Consider the following 24,318-nt stretch of genomic DNA (forward strand, 5'->3'; position numbering starts at 1 on the left):
TCTATGGCGCATTCGTTCGTCGCTCGGCCGCTGTCACCGGTGGCCCCCCCCCTCGAGGTGGTGGCGGCGCGCGGGCGGCCCCGTGCTGCTGCCGCGGGCAGCGCGACGGCGGGCGCCGGGGGAGGAGAAGAGGCATGGGGCGGGTACACGGCGCCGAGCCGCGACATCGAGCGCCGGCGCCGACGAGAGCTGCGCTTCGATGCGCATGCAGAGGCGCCGGGGCGCGCCGAAGAGGCGCCGTCGCACGCGCCGACGAGGACACGTCCGGCGGCGAGGAGCCACGCCCGGCCGTGCGGAAGCCGCGCTGTACGCGCCCCGGTTCGTGCTACACACGGCGCCCGCATGGACATCCTCTTCGCTGCGTCCGAGATCGCGCCCATCGTCAAGGTCGGCGGCCTGGCCGACGTCGTTTCGTCGCTCTCGAAGGCGCTCCGGCTGCTCGGGCACAAGGTGACGATCGCGCTGCCGCGCTACCAGGCGCTCGACTCGAGCGGGCTGATGATGGCGCGCCGCCTCACCCCGATGCCGCTCGAGGTCGACGCGAAGGTGTCGCCGGGCGGGCCGATCCAGGTGACGCTCTTCGACGGGCGGCTCAGCACGGGCGTGGAGCTCGTCGTCCTCGATATGCCAGGCTTCCACGATCGGCCCGGCATCTACGGCGAGGAGGGGCGCGACTACGAGGACAACGCGCGGCGGTTCTCCCTGTTCTCCCGCGCCGTCGTGGAGCTCGTCCGCCAGCGCGCCCGGTCGGGCGCGCCGTTCGATATCGTCCACGCCCACGACTGGCCGACCGCCATGGTGCCGTACCTGCTCCGCCACCAGCCGTCCGCGCCTGGCCGCACCGTGCTGACCCTCCACAACGCCGCGCACCAGGGCCTCTTTCCGAAGGACACGCTCCCGTACCTCGGCCTCGACGACGACCACTTCCGGCCCGAGCGGCTCGAGTTCTACGGCCAGCTCAATTTCCTCAAGGGCGGCATCCTGGCCGCGGACACGCTCACCACCGTCTCGACCACCTACGCGAACGAGATCCTCACGCCGAAGCAAGGCGAGCGCCTCGACGGCGTGCTCCGCACCCGGGCGAACCAGCTGTCCGGCATCGTCAACGGCATCGACTACGCCGTCTGGAACCCGATGACCGATCCGGCCATCATCGCCCGCTACGACGCGGAGGACGTGAGCAACAAGGGCCGCTGCAAGAGCGCGCTCCTCCAGGAGCTCGGGCTCGAGATCCGGCCGGATCGCCCGCTCCTCGTGTCCATCGGCAGGGTGGTCGCGCAGAAGGGCAGCGATCTGCTCGCGAACGCCATGCCGAAGATCCTGAAGAGCGACGTCAGCGTCGTCGTGGCCGGCGAGGGCGACGCCGAGCTCATGGAGAAGCTCTCCGCCGCCGCGGCCAAGGCGCCCGAGCGGGCGAAGTTCCTCGGTGGGGTGAGCGAGGCCGTCGTGCACCGGCTCATGGCCGCGGCCGACCTCGTGGTCGTGCCGTCGCGCTTCGAGCCGTGCGGCCTCGTGCAGCTGTACGCGCAACGCTACGGCGCTGCCCCGGTGGCGTGCAGGACCGGAGGCCTCGTCGACACGATCGTCGACATCGACGCCGCCCTGGAGACCGGCACGGGGTTCCTGTTCGACAAGCCGACGGCCACCTCGCTGCTCGGCGGCGTGCAGCGCGCCCTCGCGGCCCTCACGTCGCCCCGCTGGCCCGCGGTCCAGCGCCGCATCATGCGCCTCGACCTCGGCTGGGACCGCCCCGCGCGCCGCTACGTCCAGGTCTACCGCCAGGCCCTCGCCAGCTGAGCGCCGCGCCGTCGCCGAGCCGTTTCCGTTCCGCGCGCGGTCGCGAGGCGCTGCGCGCGGAACGGAAACGGCTCGGGACACCGCCTGAAGGTGCGGCCCGACCGAGATCAGGCGCCCTCTGCGCGACAACGTGTCGCATTGGCGCGGGGCAGGAGCCTCGCCTATAGGAGCGGCCGTGCTGGCCAGAGCCGTCGCCGGTGTGGTGCTCCTGCTGTCGGTCGCGGTGCACCCGAGGGCCGCGCGCGCGTCGGCCTGCTGCGGTGCGGGCCACGGCATGGCCCAGTGGCTCGCTCCCTCGGAGCGCGCCGCGGCGAGCTTCTCCGTCCGGCTCTCCGAGCAGCTCGGGGCGTGGGCGGTGGACGGAGGCTTCGACGCGTCCGGCGAGGGCGTGTACCACCGCGAGCTGAGGGCCGAGGCCGGGTGGCTGGTGCGGGCCGGGGATCACCTTCAGCTCGCCGTCTCCGTGCCGATGATGGTCACCTGGAGCGGGGTGGGGCTCGGCGCCACGTCGTCCGGCGGCGGGCAGGGTGACCTGGGCGCGGCAGCCAGGATCGACCTTATCGACGGCGCGGCGTCGCCGTGGATCCCGTCCGCCGCGTTCACGCTCGGCGTGACGCTCCCGACCGGGCGCGGCCCGAGCACCGCGACGGCGCCGTTCGACGCCGGCGTGAGCGGCGCGACCGGCGCCCGCGCGATGGGCGTCGACAGCGTCGACATCACCGGCGCCGACACGACCGGCCTCGGGGTGGCCGAGATCCGGCCGGCGATGGTCTTCGAGAAGTCGTGGGGCTCGTTCCACGCGCTGCTCTCCGCCTCGACCAGCGTCCGCACCAGCTACCGTCTCCCCGACGGCGACGCGGCGCGGTCCGCGCCCCGCCTGCAGATCCTCGCCGCGGCGGGGCCCTCGTGGCCCTCCGGCGCCTCGCTCACCGTGGGCGCGCTCCACGAGCGCGAGGGCGAGCCGCGCGAGGATGAGCCTGGCCCGGGCCCGCGCGATCCCATGGGAAAGGAGCGCGTGCGGACGGCGCTGCTCGCCGTGCTGGCCCACGACGTCGGCGCGCGCTGGACCGCCGTCGGCAACCTCCAGGTGGACGTGCCGATCTCCGGGATCGGCCGCAACGAGGGCGCGTTCGCCGCCCTGTCCGCAGGCCTCCGCTACGTGTGGGGAAGACGTGATTGAACCTCGTGAACAGCCTTCGCCGAAGTCACCTCCGAGGCGCCGCTGGGTGCGCGCCCGCGCCGCCCTCATCGCGGCGCTCGCCGTCCTCTCGCCGGCGGGCTGCGGATCCCGGGACGTGGAGCCGGACGACGGCCACCGGCTGGACGTCGGTGCGAACGGGCGCATCGAGTTCGCGGTGGAGTCGACCGAGCCGATCAAGCGAGGCTTCAACACCTTCCACGTGCGGCTCACCTGGACCGACTCGCGGGACCCGGCGCAGCGGATGAAGCTCCGCTGCTACGCCAGCATGACGAGCATGGGGCACGGGTCCGTGCACGAGGGCACGGAGATCGAGCCCGGCCTGTACGAGGTCGCCGACGTGCCCTTCGGGATGGGGGGCCTCTGGGACGTGCAATGCCGGGCCCTGACCTCGTCTCTCATCGACGAGGCGGCATTCGAGTTCGACGTCCACTAGGCTCACCCCTCGTGCGAGTCCCTACAGAACGCTCCGTGCGAGCCCTCCCAGCGCTGACGCGTCACTCCCGCAGCGCGCCAGGCGCGCGGCGGCGTGGCCCCCTCTCGTCCTGCGCGGCGCCGCTGCTCTCGGTCGCGGCGCTGCTCTCGGTCGCGGCGCTCTCCGCGCCGGCCTCGGCCAACGGCCGCTTCCCGGCCGCAGGCTTGATCGCGTCGCACCCGAGCGACCCGTCGCGCCTCATGGTCCGCGCGACCTACGGCCTGCTCGCCACGCACGACGGCGGCGAGCGCTGGCGCTGGATCTGCGAGCCGGTCGTCGGCTTCGGCGGGAACGAGGATCCGATGCTCGCCTTCCTCGCCGACGGGACGATCATCGCCGGGGTCTTCGACGGCCTCAGCGCGTCGAAGAACGGCGGCTGCGACTGGTCGTTCGCTCAGGGCGATCTGACGAACCGCTACGTCACCGACCTCTCGGCCGATCGTGAGGACCCTTCCCGTGCCGTGCTCGTCGTCAGCATGGGGCTCGGGGCGGGCCAGTTCCTGACCCAGCTCTGGGAGACGAGCGACAACGCGGACAGCTGGACGAAGGCTGGCGTCGATCTGCCCGGGGACTTCCTCGCCCACACGGTCGACGCTGCGCCCTCGGACCGCGCGCGCGTCTACGTGAGCGGCCGCTACGGCGCGCCCGACTACACCGGGGCCCTCCAGCGCACCGACGATCGCGGCGCGACCTGGGAGCGGCTCGACATCCCGGGGAGCGACGACATGCGCCTGCCGTTCCTGGGCGCGATCGATCCCGTCGACCCCGACACCGTCTACGTGCGGCTCGACGGCGATCCGACCGACGCGCTGCTCGTCTCGAAGGACGGAGGGCGCAGCTTCACCACCGCCTTCGAGAGCGCCGGCGACCTCCTCGGGTTCGCGCTCTCGCCGGACGGCGCGACCGTGATCGTGGGCGGTCCCCAGGACGGAATCTGGCGCGCGCCGGCCGCGTCGCTCGAGTTCGAGAAGATCTCGGACGTCGGCGCGCGGTGCTTGACCTGGACCGCCGCGGCGCTCTTCGCCTGCGGCGACGAGTTCGCCGACGGCTTCACGGTGGGCCGATCGATCGACGACGGCGAGAGCTTCTCCGCGCTGCTGCACCTCGACGGGCTCTGCGGGCCGATCGAGTGCGCGCCGGAGAGCGGGGCGACCTCGACCTGCGCTCCGCTGTGGGGTGCGACGGCGCTCACCATCGGCTCGCAGCAGTGCGACGGCGGCGCCGCAGCGGCCGGCAGCGGCGGCGGGGGATCCGAGCCGCCACAAGAGGAGGCGTCGGACGGGTGCGGGTGCAAGATCGGCGCGGCAGGCGCGGCGCGGGGCGAGGACGCCGCGCCGTCCGCCGGCGGTGCGGTCTGGCTCGCGCTCGCGGCGGGCCTCGCGAGCGCGCGGCGGCGCCGGCGCGCACGCTAGCGCGGCGACATGCGCGAGCGCGCCGGCGGTCGGGAGCACGGGCGCCACGGCACACGAGCGAGCGCGACGGCGCAGGCGCGCAGACGAGCGCAACATAACCGCTTATGGAAGGGCGCTCGCATGGCGCAGGCAGGAGGGTACGGACGGAGAGGGCGGACCGATTCGGCGCCGTCCGCGGGAGAGCCGGACGGGCGAGCCGCCGCCGGTTCGTTTCTGGATCTACGTCCTCGTGGGCTGGCGTAGACTGAGGGCGCCGCGGCTCCGGCCAGCGCGTGAATGGCCCCTAGAGACCTTCCCAGATCGCCGCTCGCCGTCTTCCTGCGCGCTCACAGCGCGGAGATCCTGGAGGCTTGGGAGCGCGCCGAGCGTCGCCGCGCGCCGGGCGAGCAGTCCCTCGGCTACATCGCGCTGCGCGAGGAGCTTCCCTCCATCTTCGCGCGCCTCGCCGAGCGCCTCGAGGCGGCCGTGTCCACCGCGGCTGCGCCGCCGGGCGACCAGGAGCAGGACGCGTGGAGCGGCGTCGAGTCCGTGTCGGTCGAGTTCCCCGAGCCGCTGCTCGGCTTCCGCGTGCTCGACAAGCTCCGCGACGGGTTCGAGCTCGAGGACGTCGCCGCGCAGTACTCGGTGCTGCGCCGCTGCGTGCTCCGGATGCTCGAGCGGACAGGCACGCAGCCGTCGTGGGTCGAGATGACGATCCTGCACGAGGTGCTCGATCAGGTGATCATCGATCCGGCGACGCGGAGCGCCGCGCTGCGCGAGCGCGCGCTCGGCGCGCTCGATCGCGTCTCGGCCGAGGGCATGGGCAACGTCCACATCGATCGGCTGCTGCGGCGGCTTGTCGAGGTGCTCGTCGAGTCGGCGCGGTCGGTCGACTGGGCGGTGATGCTGCTGCTCGAGGGCGAGGTGCTGCGGATCCGCGCCGGCATCGGCGTCGATGAGGCGCTGTGGGGCCTGCGCGCCTACAGGCTGGCGGAGGGCTTCGTGGGGCGCGTGGTCCGCGAGCGGCGCCCGGTGGCGCTGCGCTCGGCGGCGCCGGATCCGCTGGCCACCGACGCCGGGGGCGGCGCGGCGGGGCCCGAGTCGGGGGCGCAGAGCGAGCGCCCGAGCGACGCGCTCCACGCGCTCTACGGCGTGCCGATGCTCTCGGAGGGCCGCCTCGTCGGCGTCACGGTCGTGAGCTCCCGCCGCGTGCCGGAGTTCTCCGAGGGGGACCGGCTGCTCTTCAAGAAGGCGGCCGAGCGCGCGGCCGCGCTCGCGACCCAGGCCCAGCTGCGCGAGCAGCTCGCCGCGGAGCGCGGCCGGTTCGAGGCGACGATCCAGCGGCTCCCGGTCGGCGTGGTCGTCGCGGAGGGGACGTCGGGCGCCGTCGCGCTCAACAACCGGCGGTTCGCGGAGATCGTCCGCGGCCCCGAGGAGACCCCGAGCAACGCGCCGCTGCGGACGCTGCTCAGCGAGACCGACGACGACCAGCGCGCGCGCTGGCTGCTCCACCGGGCGCTGCACGGCGGCGAGACGGTCTCCCGCGACGAGATGGAGTTCGTCCGCGCGGACGGAGAGCGCCGCCTCGGGAGCTTCAGCGTGGCCCCCGTGCGCGACGCCGAGGGGCGCATCACCGCGGCCGTGATGACGGTCGAGGACGTGACCGAGCTCAGGAAGGCCGAGCGCGCGCGGCAGATCCTGATCGACGCGAGCGCGCTGATGGCGGAGTCGCTCGATCACGACGGGACGATCGAGCAGGTGGTGCGCCTCGGCGGCGAGCGCTTCGCGGACCTCTGCGCGCTCGATCTCGACGACGGCGGCGGCGCCCCGCGGCTCGTCGCGTCCGCGCGCCTGCCCGAGGCGCGGGCGCTCCTGCCGAGGCTGCTCAAGCACCCGCCGCTGCTGCTCGGCGACGCCGCCTCGCTGGCCGAGGCGACGGCCCGCAGGGAGGCCACGCTGATCCCGCTGGTCACCGATCCGTGGCTGCAGCGGATCGCCCGCGGGCCGGAGCACCTCTCGGCGCTGCGAGAGCTCGGCGCCCGCTCGGCGATCCTCGTGCCGCTCGCGGCGCGCGGCCGCAAGCTCGGCCTGCTGAGCCTCTGGACCGTGGAGCGCGAGCTCCGGCAAGACGACACGGGCGTGGCCGCGGAGCTCGGGCGCTTCGCGTCGCTGGCGATCGAGAGCGCGCGGCTGCACGGCGAGGCGGCGCGAGCGAGGTGACGCCGCTCGTGCGCCTCGGGATGTGACGCGCGTGCCCCGGGCGTGCCCGGAAGGCCACGCCCGCCGCCGGCGTCGGGCTGTCCCTGCCCGCCCTCGTGGTCCATGTCGGGGCGAGCTCGGCGGTTCGCCGGAGCGAGCCCGGCGGGTTCGTCCGAGGCGACGCAGCGAGGCGCGGGCGAGCGCGTGGCGGCTTGCGTCGCGGGGGTGGATGAGGCGAAGCTCCCGCCCTCGCACACGACCGTATGACCACCACCAACCAAGAACGTCCCCTCGCTGTGCTCGTCGGGGTGCAGCTCCCCGGCGTCGACGATGTAGAGCACGCCGCCGATCTGGCCGAGCTCGGCCGCCTCGTGCACACGCTCGGCTTCAACGTGATCGCGACCGTGTCGCAGCGGCGAAGCGCGCTCGCGGCGGCCGCGGTGCTCGGGGAGGGCAAGCTCAGGGAGCTCGCGGAGCTCACGGGCGGCAGCGGCGTCGTGCCCTCGGGCGCGCCGGAGCGAAAGAACAAGGCGCGCGCGCGCCGGGCCGCAGAGAGCGGTGAAAGCGGTGAAGACGACGTCGAGCTCGGCGAAGACGACGGCGACGACGCGGGCGACGACGACGGCGCGGAGCCACGCGCGGGCGGCGCCGAGCAGGCGGCGCGCCTGGCGACGGTCGTGGCGGTCGACCACGACATCTCGCCGAGCCAGGCGCGCAACCTGGAGCGGGCGACGGGCGCGCAGGTGCTCGACCGGGCGGGCGTGATCATCGAGATCTTCCACCGCCACGCGCGGAGCCGGGAGGCGAAGCTCGAGGTCGAGATCGCGCGGCTCAACTACGTCGCGCCGCGGCTCCGGGAGACGGGCGGCGGCGGGGATCGGCAGCGCGGCGGGATCGGCGGCAAGGGCGCCGGCGAGAGCGCGATCGAGCTTGATCGGCGCAAGATCCGCGATCGCATCGCGGAGCTGAAGGAGGAGCTCGTCGCGGTCCAGCGCGAGCAGTCGACGCGCCGCGCGCTCCGGCAAGGGCAGCGCCGCGTCGCGCTGGTCGGCTACACGAACGCGGGGAAGTCGTCGCTGATGCGGGCGCTGACGGGCAGCGAGGTGCTCGTCGCCGACAAGCTCTTCGCGACGCTCGACACGACGGTGCGCGCGCTCCACCCGGAGGTGCGCCCGCGGATCCTCGTCTCGGACACGGTCGGCTTCATCAAGAAGCTGCCGCACGATCTCGTGGCGAGCTTCCGCTCGACGCTGGACGAGGCGCTCGAGGCGTCGCTCCTGCTCTACGTGGCCGACGCGTCGGATCCGACGTTCCGCGATCAGCTCGCGGTGACGCGCGGCGTGCTCTCCGAGATCGGCGCGAGCGAGGTGCCGAGCCGGCTCCTGCTGAACAAGGTGGACCGGCTCTCCGAGGAGGAGCGGGAGGCGCTGCGCCTCGAGTTCCCCGAGGCGACGCAGCTGTCGGCGAAGATCCCGGACGACGTGGCGGCGCTGCGGGAGGCGATCATCGCGTTCTTCGAGCAGTCGATGGTGGAGGCCGAGCTGCTCTTGCCGTACGCGAAGCAGAGCCTCATCGGGGAGATCTACGAGAACGCGCGCGTGCTCTCGGAGGAGTACGACGACGTCGGCGGCCGGCTCTCGGTGCGGGCGCACGCGGCGGCGCTCGATCGGCTGCGCAGCCTGCTCGCGCGCTGAGGGGCGGCGGGCGGCGCGGGCGCGCGCGGCCTCGGCGCGGGCGAGCGGGGTCAGCCCGGGCGGGAGGCGCGGGCGCGCGCTGCGTCAGCGTGCGCCGCGATGGCGCGCGCCTCGTCGGCCTGCAGGCGCCGCCGTCGCCTGCGGCGGCGCAGGAGGATGCCGATCGCGAACGCCAGGAGGTGGAGCCCAGCAATCACCGCGACGAGGATCCACCGCTGCACGCGCCGAGCGTAGCACCGGAGCACCGGAGCGCGGGCGTCCGGGGCGCGTGGTACGCTCCGCTGTCCGCTGTCCGCTGTCCGCTGTCCGCTGTCCGCTGTCGCTCCGCGCCATGAGCTCCTCCACCGACGCCGCGCTCGAAGCGATCGTCCAACGCGGGCTGGAGGCTTACCGCGCGGGGCGGTTCTTCGAGGCGCACGAGCTGTGGGAGTCCGGGTGGCGAGACGAGCCGGACCCCGTGAGGAAGACGTTTCTCCAGGGGCTCATCCTCGTCGCCGCGGCCCTGCACAAGCTCACGAGGATGCAGAGCCCACCGGGGGCGTTGCGCCTGCTCGACAAGGCGCGCGCTCGGCTCGCGGGCACGCCGGATGGCATGGGCGGGCTGGCGATCCCGCTGCTCGTCGACGACATCACCCGCGCAGCAGCCGTGATCGAGCAGCTCGTGCGCGGAGAGAGAACCGAGATCGACGCCTCGCTTCTGCCCAGGATGGAGATCGCGGGCGATGTCGCGCCGCCCTCGCCGTCCGGGGCGCGTTCGCGGCCGTGAGCGTCTGACCCGAACGGGCTCCGCAGTCGATATTGCGCTCGTCGCGTGCGACATGGGACGCGGGCGTGACATCGTTTGCCTGAGTGGTGGTCGCGCATGGGAAGCGCCCGTGTGGGGGGATATCGTGGCAGACGGGTACTGTGGAACCGGAGTGGAGGGGACGGCGAGCGCCGAGCCTCGGGCCAAGCTGCAAACCGAAAGGAGCCGCGTGACACGGCGCAAGCAGATCCTGATCGTGGACGACGACCAGGAGATCCGGGAAATGCTCGAGATCACGCTGGAGGAGGAGGGCTATGACGTCCTCTCGGCGAGCGACGGCGAGGCCGCGCTCGCGCTGCTGGAGCGCAACCGGCCGAATCTCATCCTGCTCGACATGCGCATGCCGGTGATGGACGGTTGGGGGTTCGCCCGCGCGTATGCGTCGTGTCCTGGTCCGCGCGCGCCCATCCTCGTGATGACGGCCGCGGTGGACGCCGGCACCTGGGCCCGCGAGGTGGGCGCGTGCGCGTCGGTCGCAAAGCCGTTCGATCTGAACCGCTTGCTCGATTCGATCGCGGCGCACACGGGGTGCCCGCCCGGCCCGAGCCCGGCCTCCGCTTGAGCAGGTCCAGGCCGGGCCGCGGGCCCGGCGCGCTGCCTGAGCGGGTCATCTGAGCGGGTTCATTGCCGGCATGAGCCCGACCGAGGCCGCGGCGGGTCTGCGAGGGGCTCGGCGGTGGATCAGCCGCCCGTGGCGCGGCGCATCGCGCAGAGGAGATCGCCGCGGCACGGGTCGGTGGGAGCGCGGCGGTCGGTCGTGTTCGGCGCCGAGGGGCCCGGCTTGGCGCGTGTCGGCGCGGCTGCGCCCGGGGCCCGTACGCGGTTCCCGGGTGCGCGCTGCGAGGCGGCGACGCCGTCGGGCGCGTCGCCAGAGCTGTCGCGCTCGGCAGGAGGCGCGACCAGCGCGCGCTCGGCAGGAGGCGCGACCAGCGCGCGCTCGGCGGGCGCCTCGACGCGCGGGAGCCGCGCCTCGACCGCGCGGGCGGCGGCGGCGAGGCCGGCCGCCGCGCGAGGGCCGGTGGCGGCGGCATCCGGGGCAGAGATGCCCGCCGTGAGGGCCGCGATCGCGGTGGCGCCGGCGAGCAGGACGGCGATCGAGCGGGCGCGCCACGCGCGCGCCGGCACGTCGAGCGCCGGCGCTTCAGGCACGGGTGCGGACGCGGGCGGCTCGCCGAAGGGGAAGATCGGCAAGAGGTCGAGGACCTGGGGGCGGGCGCCCTCCTCGCCGGCCTTCAGCGCGGTGAGGTCGATCTGCCCCGAGGACGCGTCGCGCTCCTCGCTCGCGGCGCGCGCCGCGGGCGTGGTCGTGACGGCGGCATCCTCCGTGATCGCCGGCGTATCCAGCGAGGGCGCGTCCACCGACGGCGCGTCCACCGAGAACGAGACCGAGGTGTCTTCTCCGGGGCTGGCGGCGGCTAGCGGTTCGTTCGTCCACTCCTCGTGCTGCGTGTACTTCATGGTTGCTCCCGCTTCAGCCGTATCGGTCGAGCGCTGGAGTCGCGCGCCTGCGCCGGCCGGTCGGCGTGTCCTTTCGAGATTTGGACATGCACACGCGCGCGTGCTTGGGCCCGCCGTGCGCCCAGGCCCACGCTGATCGGCTGCGGTCGCTCAGCGTTGTAAGCGATTCCGCCCCGCGCGCGCGCAGGCGTTCGCCGCGTTCGCCGCGTGCCTCACGTCCGTCGCGCTCGCCGTGTTCGCCGCGACGCACGCGCCTGCTACCGAGGTCGGGGAGCACCTGAAGCGCGCCCGTCGGCGGCGTTCGCGATCTTGCGAGCGGGCTCGTGACGCCCATACTTCGACCGCTCGGATCGCCGAGGGCGTGCAGCCGGCGGGCCTCATGACCGCGTGCGCTCGGGGAAGTTGGTTGCGATCGGGGCGTTCCTCGTCGAACAGAAGTTCCCACGCAAACGCGAATCGGATACTTGAGGTGAGATGAAACCTACACGGCTCTTCACGGTTCTGGGGGCGCTGATGTTCCCCCTTGCAGTGGCTCTGGTCACCAGCGGGTGCCCCAAGAAGGAAGAGGACGACGTGCCGCCGGTGCCCTCGGCTCCGCCCGTCGTGCCGACGCCGGCCCCGACGCCGACCCCCACGACGCAGATCGTGCCCGAAGAGGACGCCGGGGCGGATGCGGCGGACGCCGACACGGCGGACGCGGACGCTGGAAAGAAGGTGGTCGGCACGGGCGATTCCAGCGGGATCCGCAAGTGCTGCGCGGCGCTGCGCCAGAACGCGAAGTCGGCCCCGCCCGAGCAGCAGGGCGGCTACCTCGCGGCCGCCTCGGCGTGCGACGGCCTGGCGAACTCGCCGCAGGGACGGCAAGCGCTCTCGACCCTGCGCGGCCTCCTGGTCGGCGCGCAGATGCCGGCGTCCTGCCAGTAACGGGACGGACGGGAGGGCCGGCAGCGGTCGGGTGAGCGGCCCTCCCGCCCAGCTTGCCGGATGCACCTGGCGAGCTGGGCCGGTCGTCCGGCTGTCCTGAGGGGGCCGGGGCAGCCGGAGCCGTCAGCCGTGCACGGAGCCGTCAGCCGTGCACGGAGCCGTCAGCCGTGCACGGAGCCGTCAGCCGTGCACGGAGCCGTCAGCCGTGCACGGAGCCGTCAGCCGTGCACATAGACGAGCGTACCGCCGCCCTCGATGTTCATGGCTCCGTGCCACTCGGGCGGGACGGCGGGCTCGGTCCACTCGAAGAGCCAGGCCGCGTCGGCAGGGGCCAGGTTGATGCAGCCGTGGCTGCGCGCCTTGCCGAACTCGTCGTGCCAGTACGCGCCGTGCAGCGCGTAACCCCCGTGGAAGTACTGGGTGTACGGCACGTCACGCAGGTCGAACGCCGCCTCGGACGCCTCGTCATCGCCGTCCATCGTGGTCGAGACGTGCTTCGCGTGGATGTAGAACGAACCACGGACGGTGGCGTCGGTCTCCTCGGGATCGGCCATGCCGCTGCGACCGCTGGAGATGAGCGCTGCGAACACGGGGCGCGTGCCCTCGTAAGCGACGAGCATCTGGCGGCGGATCGAGATGTCGATCCACTTCTTGCCGTCGCGCGCGAACCCCTGAGGGTCCTTGCGCAGCTCGGCGATGACGAGGTGGTCGGCGGCGAGCCATGAGCCCTCGGTGGTCTCGAGCAGCCCCTTGGCGCCGCCACGCGTGCGGCCGGTGAGCACCCAGCCCGAGCGGTGCGGCGCGAGGCCCGCGTCGACGAGCGCGCGGCCCGACGCGGAGGGGCGCTGCCGCGTGGTGCCGTGGACGCGGACGAAGGCTGGGGCGCCCTTCAAGGCGGGATCGGGGCGGGGATCGGTGCCGGGCGGCGGGGGAGGCAGCTCGTCGGCAGGCAGCTCGGCGATGGAGAAGCTCGCGGTGTCGGCCGGTGGAGCGGCGGCGGGCGTCGGGGCGGCCGAGGACGTGGGGGATGCCGACGACGCCGCGGCGGCCGCCGATGCCGTGTCGGAGGCGCTCGCGGGGACCTCGGCGCCCTCGGCGTCGAGATCCTTGATGATCACGCCGCGCATCGCGCTGAGGCGCGCGGGACGGGTGCGATCGAGCGGGATGAGATCGAGCTCGGTCGTGAGGCCGAAGCGGCGGTTGGTCCACTCGAAGGTCGTGATCAGGCCGAAGGCGGAGCTCTCCTTGGTGCGACCCGTATGCACCGAGTAGTGGAGCTTCTCCTCGGCGCCGTACGGCTTCGGGAGATCCCGGCCGGCGAGGAGGAACTCCGGCACGGGATCGAGCGGCAACGACGAGGGCGCGACAGCGGCGCGGGCGAGGTGGACGCCGAGCGTGGACCCCTCGACGCGGCGCTGATCCTCGACGGTCGGGAGCCGGAAGTAGAGGTGCGGCGGGGGCGAGCCCGACATGACGTAGTAGTAAGGCACCGGCGCACCACGGCGCGGGCCGCGCACGGCGGCGGCGACCACCTGGTGCTCGAGCGCGAGCGAGGCGCCCTTGCCCACGCAGACGTAACCGCGCGGCGCGATCCGGTACCAGCCGCCAGCACATCCATCGGCGCCCGCGGGGAGCTCGGCCCGATCGACGACCGCGCCGGCGCGCAGGTAACCGAGCTTCGTCGAGCGCTCGTCGGGAGCGACGTAGATCCAGGTGCGCATCGCGATGCTGGCGATCTTCGCGCCCCGGCCCGGGAGCGTGGACTCCTTCGAGGAGGGTGATGCGGCGGCCAGCGACGCGAGCGACGCAGGGGACACGGCGTCCGGCGCGGCGGATCCAGGAGAGGGGGCCAGCGGCTCGGCCGAGGGGAGACCCGGGGCCGCGATGGCGGCACCGGTGGCGGACGGGGCGGGCGCGACGCCGGAGCGGTGATCGTCGGTGGCCCTGCCGGGCGGATCCTGGGACGGAGAGCAGGCCGCGGCCGAAAAGGCGAGCGGGGAGGCGCCGGCGAAGGCGACGGTCACGGCGAGAGCGCGAGCGCGGAGCAGGGCGCCGGAGAGCGAGCGGGAGGGCGCCGTGGCGCGAGCACCGACGCGGGGGCGAGCGCGCGTGCGCAGAGAGCGCTTCGGTGCGGGCAGCGACACGGGGGCGGAGGCTCGAGCGAGGGAAGGCATCGACGCGAAGGCGGAGGCAGGGACACCCAGGCCCGAGGTGCGAAGGCGCGCGGGGCCAGCGAGCCAGCGGGCGACGAGGAGCCGAAGCTGGAGCCGCAAGGGCTGAGCGGGCGAGGTGTATGCTGAACCGAGGGGGAGATGCAATCTCCTGCCGGCGGCTTGGGGACGGGGAAGGAGAGGAGGGAGAGGGAGACGGGAGGGAGAGCTGGAGACGGGACGAGGGGGAAGAAGCGCTAGCGCTTGATCTTCTTCGCGAGCAGGTCACCCAGCGTGCCGAAGTTGCGAGGCGCAGGCTTCGCGCCCTTGTCGTTGCCGCCGCCGGAGCGCTCGCCCTTGGCGTACGACTCGAACTGGCCGCGCTCCTCGTCGACGCGGAGCGCGGAGATCGAGAGGCGGATCTTGCCGGACTCGTCCACGTTGAGGATCTTCGCCTCGACGTCCTGCCCCACCGTGAAGTGCTTCTTCAGGTCGGCGGAGCGAGGCGTCGCCGTTTCGGCCGTCGGGACGAGGCCGCGGCCCGAGCGGCCCGAGGTGCCCGCGATCTGGACGAAGACGCCGTAACGCTCGATGCCCGTCACCTTGCCCTTGACCCGCGCTCCCTCGACGAGCAGCGGCGCGCCGCCCGCGGCAGGCGCGGAGACCGCGAGCGACGTCCCACCGTCGCCGTCGTCGCTCGCGCGCACGACGACCGGCGTGAGGCGCACCTGGCCGGTGCCCGAGTCGACGCCGGCGACCACGGCCGAGACGCGCGAGCCGACCGCAACGCGGAGCTTGCCGTCGCCGTCGGCGAGCGCGACGCGCTCGAACATGCCCTCCTGCTTGCCGCCAAGATCCGCGAAGACCGCCTCGCGAGCGATCGCGACCACGGTCACCTCGACGGTCTCACCCGTGTGGTACTGGCGGCGGCGCTGCTTGCCAGCTCCTTCGGACTGCTCGAAGAGCGAAGCGAACGATTCCTTGGAGGCGGCGGAAGGGCGTGACGACGACATGGCGCGACCTCATAGCGCGAGGCGAGGGCGCGAGGAAGGCGGCGGTGAGCGGGAAGCGAGGGGAGAGGCGGGAGGACGGGGAGGGAGGGGCCGAAGCAAGGGGCAGGGGCCGAAGCGGGAGGAGAGGGAGACGGGGGAGGGGGACGGGACTGGGGAGAGGACGGGGAGGGCGGAGAGCAGGGAGGCGGCGGGAACGGAAAGGTGGAACCTGGCAGGGGCTTCTGCTAGCTTCCGCGGCCGCTGAATCGGGTCGATAGCTCAGTCGGTAGAGCTGCGGACTTTTAATCCGTAGGTCCAGGGTTCGAGTCCCTGTCGACCCACTGAATGATTCCGAGAGGTTAGACGCGAAACCTCAGGTGGAATCGAGGCGGAGGTGGGCAGCGGCGCTGCCCACCCGGGCGTCTGGCGGACGGCGCCCTTGATGGCCGTCTCGCTCAGGTGCGCGTAGCGGTGCGTCGAGGCGATCGACGTGTGGCCGAGGTGCTCGCGGACGCTCCTCCGAGCGTCCTGCGACGGCCGCAGCCGGCGGCCGGCGAGCTGATACGTGGGGCCCTCCTCGCGCGCGAGCGGCCGGCATGAGCCGACGCCCGAGGCGAGGCGAGCCGAGGGGCACGCTCGCGCGCGACGATCCGCAGTGCGCGCTACGTCGAGACGTCCTCCAGCAAGTCGCCGTCGGTGCGTTCGCCTTCTCGCTCTCGGGGTCGTGCGCGCTGACGAGGTGGTATGCGAACAAGGATGCGAGTTCACTGCCCCTGGCGGGCTGCTGCTCGGCCGCGTCGAGCCGGTGCGGCTGTGCGGTGGGGCTGCTCTGGTCATCAACGCACCAAGCCGACGTGATGTCTCGTCGACCTGGCCGAGCTCTGATGTTGGTCGCAACAGGTCGTGGTACCCGTCTCGGCAGGTGCAGGTGATGGTGGCGTTCTCGTTCCTATCGCGGCGAGACGCTATCGAGCCGAAAGAAAAAGCCGCCGGCCCCGATCCGTCGCCTTGAACTTCATGCGTAGCCTCCTCGTCGATGCGCATTGCCCCGGACTGCGGGCGTGTGGGGGCATCCGGGGGCCAGGCGGTGTACGTTCGTCGGCCGCGACCGTCCGGCGCACCTTCGATCTCATGGGTGACGTCGTCGAACGCACCACGTCGCTCGGCCACTCCGCCAGGTGGATTAGCAACGTCTGCGGGCTCCCCGAGAGGGTGATCCCCGACGGGAAAGACGAGGTTGCGTCGGAGTTCGTCGAGGCGTGAGACCTGGCGTACGGCACGCGCCGCTTCGAGTGCCACCCTGCGAGCCAGATCCTGGCGAAAACGACAATGTCTGGCACAAGGGACGCTCCATGCCGTTCAGGACCGCTCCCTCGAGCACGCCGCCCTTCGCAGCGCCATGATCCCTGCTCCGCGATCACCGGATGCGCTGGCCAAGGGCCCGGCGGCGGCGGAGCGTGGCGTCCTCGCCTTCTGGCGCGAGGTCGAGCGCTGCAGCAGCGCCCCCCTCGGTGGGAAGGCGCGCGCTGGCGCCGTGGCGGGCCTCGAAGGGTGGCTGGATCATGGCGGTGCGCGCGTGGCGCTGCTCGGGCCGAGCGGGCGCGGTAAGTCGATGCTGCTGGGCGCGTGGGCGCTGGAGCTGGCCCGCGCGGGCCGGCACGAGATCGCGTTCGTCCCCGTGAGCCGCCGGTTCGGTACGGCGCTGGAGTCCACGGCACTGAACCTCCTTTACGCGCGCGTGGCTCTGTTTCTCAGGTCGCGATGGCGCACCGGCAAACGGCCGCACGGGGTCGAGGAGATGCGGCGCGTCCTCGCGACCATGGTCGAGGAGGGCCGCCCGCCCGGAAGCAGGCCGCTCGTCGTCATTCTCGACGGGTTCGACGAAGGCGTCTCCTGGACCCTCGATGCAGCGCAGCGATTCCTGCGAGACCTCGGCCCCGGCGTGCGCGCCGTGCTGTCGGCGCGCTCGAGCGAGGCGCTGGGAGGGCTCCGGGAGGGGACGGAGGTGGTCGCGCTGCCGCCGATCGCGGTCGACGACGTCGCGGAGGCGATCGGGCGGAGGCTCGGCCATCTGCCGGCCAGCGTGAAGGACGAGGTCGCACGGGTGAGCGGCGGGGAGCCGTTCCTCGTGGAGGCGCTCGTCGAGGCCCTTGCGCAGGAGCCCGCGGCTGTGGCGCCGGCGCTCGCGAGCGTTCCCGCCGGGGCTCCGGGCGTCCTGGATCTCTGCGCCGGCGGCACGATCCGCCCCGTATTGCCATGGCTTGCAGGCGCGCTCGCGCCGATCGAGGTGGAGGAGCTCCTCGCGATCTCGACGGTGAACGGCGGCGCCTGGAACGAGCTGAGCGGACCGCTCGTCGCCGCCGGAGAGTCGGGCCTCGCGCTCCGTCACCCGGCCTGGGCCGAGGCCATCGAAGGGCGGCTCGCGCCGCACGAGCGCGCCGCGGTCGATCGCCGGTTCGCCGACCACGGGAAGCGCGCGTTCGCCTCGGGCGCGGTCTCTGACTACGTGTGCCGGAACTGGCGCGCTCACCTGGAGCGGGTCGGCGCGAGCCTCGCAGAGCGGCTCGACGTGGTCTCGAGGGCGTGGCTCGACGTGTGGAGGACACGCCCGGATGGCTCGTCCGGGTTCATCGCCGACGTGGACGCGACGGCGGCGTGCGCGGCGAGCCTTCTGGTCGATGCCGCGGCCGGAGGCGATATCGTGGCGGTGCTGGCCGCGCGGGTCCGCTGCCTGCTCGTGACGAGCTCGGTGCGAACGATCCTTGGCTTCGAGGAGACGCGGCGCGCGCGGGCCGCGCTGGCGGCGCAGGACGACGAGGAGGAAGAAGAAGGGGCCGAGGGAGGCGAGGGCTCCGCCGGACCCCACATCGAGATGCCGCGCGTCGGCGAGGACGTCCTCGAGGCCGGGCGGCCGATCGCCGACGCCGCGGAGCGCGCCGGCGCCCTGATCCGGCTGGCGCACGAGCTGCCCGACGCCGAGCGCGCCGTCGTGCTCGACTGGGCGCTCGAGGCCGCCAGCGAGGAGCACGCCGGCGGGGTCGCGCTCGCCGCCGTGGCGCGCGCACTCGGCGGGCAGGCGCGCGTGACGGCCGCGCGCGAGGCGGCGGCGCGGCTCGGTCGCGAGCCGACCAGAGAGAGCCGCCTCGCGCGCGTGTCCCTGGCGGCGCTGCTGCCCGAGGACGAGGCGCGCGACCTCGGTCGCGAGGCGTTCGCCGAGGTCCCGGCCGACGCGAGGAGCAACGAGCTGCCGCGGCTCTCGGAGGCCGCCGCGCGATGGTCTCCCGCGGCGGTGCGCGGGCTGTGGGCATGGTCCGAAGCGCTGCCCCCCTCGGAGCGGCACATGGTCCTCGCTCGCCTCGCTACGGGCCTGCCCGCGGAGGAGCGGGAAGCGGGTGCGTCGGAGGCGCTGGGGCTCGCGCTGTCGCTGCTGGCGGACGACGCGCTTCCACCGGACGCGTGCTGGAGCATCTGCGCGCTCGCGCCGCACGCGCCTGCCGGCGCCGCGTTCGCGCTGGTCCAGGCGTGCGCGGCTGCGGCCGGCTTCCACCTCCCGGTGGTGAAGGCCGTCGCCGCGCGCCTCTGCGATCTGGGGCGCGTGGAGGATGCGCTCGCGCTGGTGGAAACGCTGCCCCAGCCGTCGGACCGGGTCGAGGTGCGATCCGCGCTGCTCGCGCACCTGCCCGCCGCGGTCCACAAGGCCGCCTGGGCCCAGCTGTCGGGCGATCTGCGGGAGAGCGACGGCGCGCGCCTGCTCTTTGCGCGGAACGCCGCTGCGTGGACCCGGGCTCTCGGGGCCGATGCGGTCCTCGACCTGTCCCGCGAGATCGGCGCCCCGTGGTCAGAGCTGGTCGCGATCGCCGTGGCCTCGCCGGACGACGCGCCGGCGATTGCGCGCGATGTGGTCGAGCGCGCTCTGGAGCGGCCGAGCGACGAGGACGAGGCGCTCTTCGCGCTGATCCCGCTGGCCGCCTCGATGACCGAGCCGCACGCGCGCCGCGTCTGCCAGAGACTCCTGAACGAGCTCGGCTGGAAGCCGCGGCCCGATCTCCTCGACGACTGGACGAAGGACGACCTCGGGCACCTGGCGCCGTTGTTCGCCCGCGTCGCTGGGCCGCAGGGCGTCGTCGCGGTGGCGCGGGAGATCGTCGATGTCGCGCGGTGGCTGCCCTGAGCATCCGCGTGGAGATGGCGCGCGCCGAGCCCTTCAGGCCTCATCTCCGCGGCGTATTCGCAGCTGCCACCGGGCCATAGTCGCTGACAGGCCTTGAGGGCACGCCTCCCGACGCCGCGTACGCAGCGAACAGGCCGCCATGGATGACAGGCGGCGCAACGAGGCTATGGCCTCGAGGGGGCTCACGGTTCGATGGGAAGATCTGCGCGACGTGCTCTATGCAGTCGAGGCCTCGACGCATCCAGCGCCGCAATCTACGCGTCGCCGGGCCGACCTTCCCGAGGAGCTCCTCGGCAACACGGGTCAACTGCCCAAGCCCGGGTGAGCTGCCCACCCCCGCCTGCGGCTCATAAAGCATTGCGAGAAGCTGACTAATTTTCTCGTTGTAGCCATCCTATTTTTTCATGTCGCGCTCGCTCCGTGCGGACGATTTTTGGTGTCCATCGCGTTGGCCTGTGGGGTAGGAGTGGCGTGAAACGGCTTCATGAACGAACATCGAAACCCAGGTTGCTCACGACCTCCGCACAGGTACGCACGACCAGCTCTTCCCGAGTTGGCCGGGCAGCGACGTGCTGGATTGCATCCGGTCCACGGCCTCTTTCCGGCTCGTGAGCACGACGTCGTGCTCGGCGTCCTGGAGCGCTCGATCGTGCTCCTGACGCCGCACAACATCGAGACTCTCCTCGCTGAGACGACCTGGCACACATGAGCGAGTACCAGTGCTACGAGTTCGTCGCGCTCGATCGTCCCCTCACGCCCAAGCAGATGGCGGAGCTCAGGGACATCTCGACGCGCGCCGACATCACGCCCACGCGCTTCTGGAACGAGTACCAGTGGGGTAACCTCAAGGCCGACCCGGCGAGGCTCCTCGAGCGCTACTTCGACGCGCACGTCTACTTCGCCAACTGGGGTACGCGGCGGTTGATGTTCCGGCTCCCGGCGGCGCGCGCCGACGAGAAGCAGCTCCACCCGTACTTCCCCGGCGGCGCCGCGCGCATGACGAAGGCCGGCGAGCACGTCGTGATCGAGCTGGTGAGCGACACCGAGGAGCCCGAGGACGACTTCGCGAGCGGCGTGTCGCTCGCGTCGCTGGCACCCGTGCGGAGCGAGCTCCTGGGCGGAGATCTGCGCGCCGCGTACCTCGCCTGGCTCCTCGCCGTCGAGGCAGACGATGTCGAGGACGACGAAACGGAGCCGCCGCTGCCGCCGGGGCTCCGCGAGCTCTCCGCGCCGCTCGAGGCGATGGTCGGCTTCCTCCGCCTCGACGGCGATCTCCTGGCGGCCGCGGCGGAGCCGAGCGGCGCAGAGCCGGAGGATACCGACGCGCTCCGTGCGTGGGTCGGCGCGCTCCCCGCGCGTACCAAGGATCAGTGGCTACGGCACGCGGTGGACGAGCCGGAGCTCGCGCTCGGCGCCGAGCTGCGCCGCGCGTTCCGTGCTCGGGTGAAGGCGAAACCAACCAGGGTTCCACGAACCGTCGCGGAGCTGCGTGCCGCGGCCGAGGAGCATCGCGAGAAGAGAGAGCGCGCCGAGGCGCTCCGCGCCGAGCGGTCGCGCAAGGCCGCAGAGGCCGCCCGGACGAAGCAGCTCGACGCGCTGGCCAAGCGGCTCGACGCAGCCTGGAGCGAGCTGGAGGCCCTGGTCGCGAAGAGCGCCTACGACGAGGCGCTGAAGCTGGCGATCGACCTTCGCGACCTTGCCGCCCGCGACGGCACGAGCGCGGGGTTCGCGGAGAGGTTCAAGGCGATGCGGAAGCGACAGTCGCGGCGCCGAGGCTTCTTCGACCGCTGGAAGTGAGAGAACGAGCCGAGGCGAAGGTGAAAAAAGACGATGGCCGAGCGAGGCGCCTGCCGCAGCCAGCGGAGCGTCCGCTCGACGACGGCGTGCGCTACGGCCCGGAGACATGGCGCGAGATCGACGGCGTCGCCTTCGCCCACTGGGACCGGTGGCTCCTGCGGCTCGCGCTGGCGGAGCCGCGCGGTCTCGATGCGATCGCGCGTGAGTTCCGTGCGCGCGCGGCGAGTCGACGCGTCAGCAGCGAGGCCGCCGAGGCGATGCTCGCGCAGGTGGTCGACCTGCGTGGCCGGCTCGCACGCCTCGCGCGGACTCCGGAAGAGGTCCTCGATGCGGAAGAGCGAGCGAGCGGGTGGCTGCTGAAGAAAGCCTGGAGGCGGGTCTGGCATGACGGTCCGAACCGCCGCACGGACGCCATGCGCAACACCCCTCGCCGGCGGATCGAGGCGCACGCGCTCCGGGGGAACTGGCCGCGCTTCCCGGTGTCGCCCGCGCGCTTCGAGCCCGAGCTCCGCCGCGTCGTCGGTGACGACGCGTACTACGATCACCGCGCCACGGATCTGGTCGCGCACCTCCTCGAGAGTCAGGTCGACCTCCTCGGAGCGATGGCAGCCTCGGATCTGGAGCGCCTCGCGCTACATCGAGCGGCGATGACCGTGATCATCGAGATGATGGATCGGATCGACGACTCCCTCGCCGACATGAGCGAGGTGTTCGCGGCGAGCGAGCGCGCGTACCTCGCGCTCGCCCGCGATCATGCCGGGCTCGACGGGATCCTGCGCGACCTGCTCGAGCTTGCCGTGTGGGAGGATTACGGGTTGCTCCGCAATGTCGGCGCCTTCCTGGGGGCGCTCCAGGAGGAGCACGCGAACCTCGCCGTCCGCGAGCTCTCCGGCATCATCGCGGAGCTGCGGCGAGAGGGCCTCGATCACGAGCTCGCCCGTGCGCTCACGCTCCGCAAGGCGGTGCTGGCCCCCTGGGGATAGGGACCGCGGCGAGCCGGCCTCGCCCACTGGAACGGCGCAACCCTCCCACTCGTCCCACCCGGCCAAAGACCTATTCCAAACCTGTTCCATGACTCCGGTCGACTCCCGCGGACTTCGCAGGTTCACCACCAGGCGGAACACACGGCATCCGGGGACATGACGCCACGTCCCTGGATTGCCGCTCACGGACGGTACCGCGGATCGTCGAGGAAAGCGGGATCGGTCAGCGACCGCAGGAACGCCACCAGATCGGCCTTCTCGTCCGGAGAGAGCCCCAGCTCCTCGATCTGCGGATCGGTGGAGAAATGGCCCAGCCCGCCGCGATCGTAATGGTCGCCAACCTCCTCCAGCGTCGCCAGCGATCCGTCGTGCATATAGGGGGCGCTCGCCGCGATGTTCCGCAAACCGGGCACCTTGAATTTGCCAAGGTCTCCCGTGCGCCCGGTGATCACTTGGCGCCCGACGTCGCCGCCGTCGAGGTAGGTGCCGTTGTTGAAGAAGCCTTCGTTGGTGAGCATTCCGGACGGGTGGCAATGGAAGCAGCCAGCCGGCTCGCTCAGGAACAGCGCCTCGCCGCGGCGCTCGGCGTCTCCAAAGGTCGTGTCGTCCCCGCGCTTGTGCCGGTCGTAAGGGCTGTCGGCGCTGACGATCGAACGGACGAAGCTGGCCAGGGCATGGCGCAAGGACTCCTCCCCGGGAGGCCCGCCATAGGCATCCTTGAACGCCTTCACGTAGACGTCATCGCCGGCGACACGAGCGACGGCCTCGGCGAGCGGTAGATCCATCTCGTCGGGGTTCTCGATGGGCTTCCCCACCTGCTCTTCCAGGGTGGCCGCGCGGCCATCCCAGAAGAAGCTCTCGCCCCAGGCCAGGTTCACCAGCGCGGGCGCGTTCCGCTGTCCCAGACGGCCGTCGACCCCCCGGGAGACGGGGTCCGGATCGGCGAAGGCGTACTCCTGGCGGTGGCAGCTCCCGCACGCTACCTCGCCGGTGCGAGAGAGGCGCTTGTCGAAGAAGAGCCTCTTGCCGAGCTGGGCCCTCGCCTCGGTGAGCGCGTTGTCGGCCGGCGCTCTGGCCGCCGCGGTGCGCGCCGGAAACCCGGCGGGGATGGCGTCCGTGACGAGCGGCGGCAGAGGTCCAGGGGCCGTCGGACCGTCGTCGCCGCATCCGCCCGCAAGGAGCAGCGCCGTGAGGCCGATGGCCCCACCACGGTTGGAGCCCGGCGTCACGGACCGAAGGTGAACACCGTCAGGTCGGGGAGGCCGCGCCGCAGGCGCTCACCCGCGAGGAGCTCGTCTCCCACGGGCCCGGGCGGAGCGACGAACCCGGTCAAGTCGATGTCCGCCGTGGCGCCCCCGAAGACCTCGTCCATGACGACCCGGACGACCTTGCCCGTCGAGCCGCTCGCGGGCACGGACAGCGCGCCTCGTACCTCGACCCTGGGGGCGAGATCCTCGGCCAGGTTGCCTCCCATGTGGACCGCCGGCGGAACCGCGGCCGTCTCTCCGTCCGGATCATCGGAACCACCCTCACCCTCGGCCGGCGGAGCCACGCTGCCCTCGTAGCGCAGGAAGAGGTAACCGCTGTGCGGCCACGTCATCTGGGAGGCTTCCGACAGAGGCGCGACGTTCGCTTCGGGCCGAGAGGTGCTGCAGGCCTTGTGCAAGCCCCAGACGAAGCTGACGCCTTCATAGCTGCCGTCCGGAGCGCGCAGCCGGAGCGTGGCCGAGCCCGGGTCCTCGGCGTTGAAGAAGTGGACCCCGTAAGGGGTGGCGGCGCCGTCCGGGCCGACGATATCGACGGGCACGAGATTGCCGTCCGCCCCGATCAGCGCCGCGTGCGAGACGTAGAAGCGAACGTTGAGCGGCGTGACCGTGCTGCCGTCCGGCGCGACGTTCGGCTCGCCGAACACGAACGGCTCGCCGCCGAGGACGAGCTCGAACGCGAGCTCGACGATGGCGCCCTCGGTCCTGATGGACGCCGGCTGCTCTGCGCAACCGGTCGGCCAGGTGGCCTCGGCCTGGCCGCCGGCGCCACCCGCGCCGCCCGTGCCGCCCGCGCCGGCCTGGCCGCCCGCTCCACCGGACCCGTCGGGCTGGCTGCCGCCCGCCCCGCCGGTCCCGGACGTCACTTGCTGCTGATTCGGAGACGTGCCGCAAGCGGTCGCGGCGACCAACAGCAACCCGATCCACCGGAACAAGCCAGGAGATTTCATCGTGGGATCGAGTGTACGCGAGGAGGCACCCCACCGGAACAGATGACGCATCGCCGAGATCTTGCTGGG

General features: G+C 72.8%; 19 protein-coding genes and 1 tRNA gene. 14 read left to right on the forward strand and 6 right to left on the reverse strand.

Going from position 1 to position 24,318, the window contains the following annotated elements:
- Positions 1 to 342: 342 nt before the first annotated feature.
- The 6 genes from glgA (at position 343) to hflX (ending at position 8,754) form a co-directional block, all read left to right on the forward strand.
- Entirely contained in the window at positions 343 to 1,797 is a 1,455-nt protein-coding gene (glgA, locus tag WMF46_RS17105) for a glycogen synthase GlgA (RefSeq protein WP_437986578.1), read from the forward strand.
- A gap of 175 nt (positions 1,798 to 1,972) precedes the next feature.
- A complete protein-coding gene (locus WMF46_RS17110; RefSeq protein ID WP_437986579.1) occupies positions 1,973 to 2,977 on the forward strand; it encodes a hypothetical protein in 1,005 nt (334 codons plus the stop codon).
- A 46-nt stretch (positions 2,978 to 3,023) separates the two neighbouring features.
- On the forward strand, positions 3,024 to 3,431 hold the full coding sequence (locus WMF46_RS17115; RefSeq protein WP_437986580.1) for a FixH family protein: 408 nt from the start codon (positions 3,024 to 3,026) through the stop codon (positions 3,429 to 3,431).
- Positions 3,432 to 3,466: 35 nt separating this feature from the next.
- Positions 3,467 to 4,882, forward strand: a complete 1,416-nt coding sequence (locus tag WMF46_RS17120) for a WD40/YVTN/BNR-like repeat-containing protein (protein WP_437986581.1) — start codon at positions 3,467 to 3,469, stop codon at positions 4,880 to 4,882.
- A gap of 276 nt (positions 4,883 to 5,158) precedes the next feature.
- A complete protein-coding gene (locus tag WMF46_RS17125; protein WP_437986582.1) occupies positions 5,159 to 7,081 on the forward strand; it encodes a GAF domain-containing protein in 1,923 nt (640 codons plus the stop codon).
- A 242-nt stretch (positions 7,082 to 7,323) separates the two neighbouring features.
- Entirely contained in the window at positions 7,324 to 8,754 is a 1,431-nt protein-coding gene (hflX, locus tag WMF46_RS17130) for a GTPase HflX (protein WP_437986583.1), read from the forward strand.
- Between the two features lie 50 nt (positions 8,755 to 8,804).
- Here the strand turns inward: hflX and WMF46_RS17135 are convergent, their stop codons facing one another.
- A complete protein-coding gene (locus tag WMF46_RS17135) occupies positions 8,805 to 8,975 on the reverse strand; it encodes a hypothetical protein (RefSeq protein WP_437553086.1) in 171 nt (56 codons plus the stop codon).
- A 110-nt stretch (positions 8,976 to 9,085) separates the two neighbouring features.
- Between WMF46_RS17135 and WMF46_RS17140 the strand changes: the two genes are divergently transcribed.
- A complete protein-coding gene (locus WMF46_RS17140; RefSeq protein ID WP_437986584.1) occupies positions 9,086 to 9,520 on the forward strand; it encodes a DUF309 domain-containing protein in 435 nt (144 codons plus the stop codon).
- A gap of 208 nt (positions 9,521 to 9,728) precedes the next feature.
- Positions 9,729 to 10,121, forward strand: coding sequence for a response regulator (locus WMF46_RS17145; RefSeq protein ID WP_437900304.1), 393 nt, complete (start codon positions 9,729 to 9,731; stop codon positions 10,119 to 10,121).
- Between the two features lie 119 nt (positions 10,122 to 10,240).
- On the opposite strand, the gene WMF46_RS17150 is transcribed toward WMF46_RS17145, so the two are convergent.
- The gene (locus tag WMF46_RS17150; protein WP_437986585.1) at positions 10,241 to 11,017 is read right to left on the reverse strand and encodes a hypothetical protein; all 777 of its coding nucleotides are present in this window, start codon (positions 11,015 to 11,017) and stop codon (positions 10,241 to 10,243) included.
- Positions 11,018 to 11,491: 474 nt separating this feature from the next.
- Here WMF46_RS17150 and WMF46_RS17155 point away from each other — a divergent pair, with 474 nt between their 5' ends.
- Entirely contained in the window at positions 11,492 to 11,941 is a 450-nt protein-coding gene (locus WMF46_RS17155; RefSeq protein WP_437553094.1) for an acyltransferase, read from the forward strand.
- Between the two features lie 218 nt (positions 11,942 to 12,159).
- On the opposite strand, the gene WMF46_RS17160 is transcribed toward WMF46_RS17155, so the two are convergent.
- On the reverse strand, positions 12,160 to 13,965 hold the full coding sequence (locus WMF46_RS17160; RefSeq protein ID WP_437986586.1) for a L,D-transpeptidase: 1,806 nt from the start codon (positions 13,963 to 13,965) through the stop codon (positions 12,160 to 12,162).
- Between the two features lie 383 nt (positions 13,966 to 14,348).
- Positions 14,349 to 15,104: a S1 RNA-binding domain-containing protein gene (locus tag WMF46_RS17165; RefSeq protein ID WP_437986587.1), complete on the reverse strand. Its 756-nt coding sequence runs from the start codon at positions 15,102 to 15,104 to the stop codon at positions 14,349 to 14,351.
- 247 nt (positions 15,105 to 15,351) lie between these two features.
- On the opposite strand from WMF46_RS17165, the gene WMF46_RS17170 reads away from it, so the two are divergent.
- From WMF46_RS17170 to WMF46_RS17190, 5 genes are all read left to right on the forward strand, one after another.
- Positions 15,352 to 15,424: transfer RNA gene (locus tag WMF46_RS17170), tRNA-Lys, on the forward strand.
- Between the two features lie 790 nt (positions 15,425 to 16,214).
- Positions 16,215 to 16,346 (forward strand): hypothetical protein, encoded by a 132-nt coding sequence (locus WMF46_RS17175; RefSeq protein WP_437986588.1) that lies wholly within the window; start codon positions 16,215 to 16,217, stop codon positions 16,344 to 16,346.
- Positions 16,347 to 16,482: 136 nt separating this feature from the next.
- Complete coding sequence (locus WMF46_RS17180) at positions 16,483 to 19,254, forward strand: hypothetical protein (RefSeq protein ID WP_437986589.1); 2,772 nt, start codon at positions 16,483 to 16,485, stop codon at positions 19,252 to 19,254.
- A 705-nt stretch (positions 19,255 to 19,959) separates the two neighbouring features.
- Complete coding sequence (locus WMF46_RS17185) at positions 19,960 to 21,051, forward strand: hypothetical protein (protein WP_437986590.1); 1,092 nt, start codon at positions 19,960 to 19,962, stop codon at positions 21,049 to 21,051.
- 20 nt (positions 21,052 to 21,071) lie between these two features.
- Complete coding sequence (locus tag WMF46_RS17190) at positions 21,072 to 22,034, forward strand: hypothetical protein (RefSeq protein ID WP_437986591.1); 963 nt, start codon at positions 21,072 to 21,074, stop codon at positions 22,032 to 22,034.
- A 182-nt stretch (positions 22,035 to 22,216) separates the two neighbouring features.
- On the opposite strand, the gene WMF46_RS17195 is transcribed toward WMF46_RS17190, so the two are convergent.
- Together WMF46_RS17195 and WMF46_RS17200 are read right to left on the reverse strand one after the other, a co-directional pair.
- Positions 22,217 to 23,263 carry a cytochrome-c peroxidase gene (locus WMF46_RS17195; protein ID WP_437986592.1) on the reverse strand — a complete coding sequence of 349 codons (1,047 nt, stop codon included), beginning with the start codon at positions 23,261 to 23,263 and terminating at the stop codon, positions 22,217 to 22,219.
- A complete protein-coding gene (locus tag WMF46_RS17200) occupies positions 23,260 to 24,165 on the reverse strand; it encodes an MbnP family protein (RefSeq protein ID WP_437986593.1) in 906 nt (301 codons plus the stop codon). The genes WMF46_RS17195 and WMF46_RS17200 overlap by 4 nt, the downstream gene beginning before the upstream one ends.
- Positions 24,166 to 24,318 lie beyond the last annotated feature (153 nt).

Origin of the sequence: Sorangium sp. So ce117 (assembly GCF_051524395.1) — a bacterium.
GTDB classification, from domain to species: Bacteria; Myxococcota_A; Polyangia; order Polyangiales; family Polyangiaceae; genus Sorangium; species Sorangium cellulosum_B.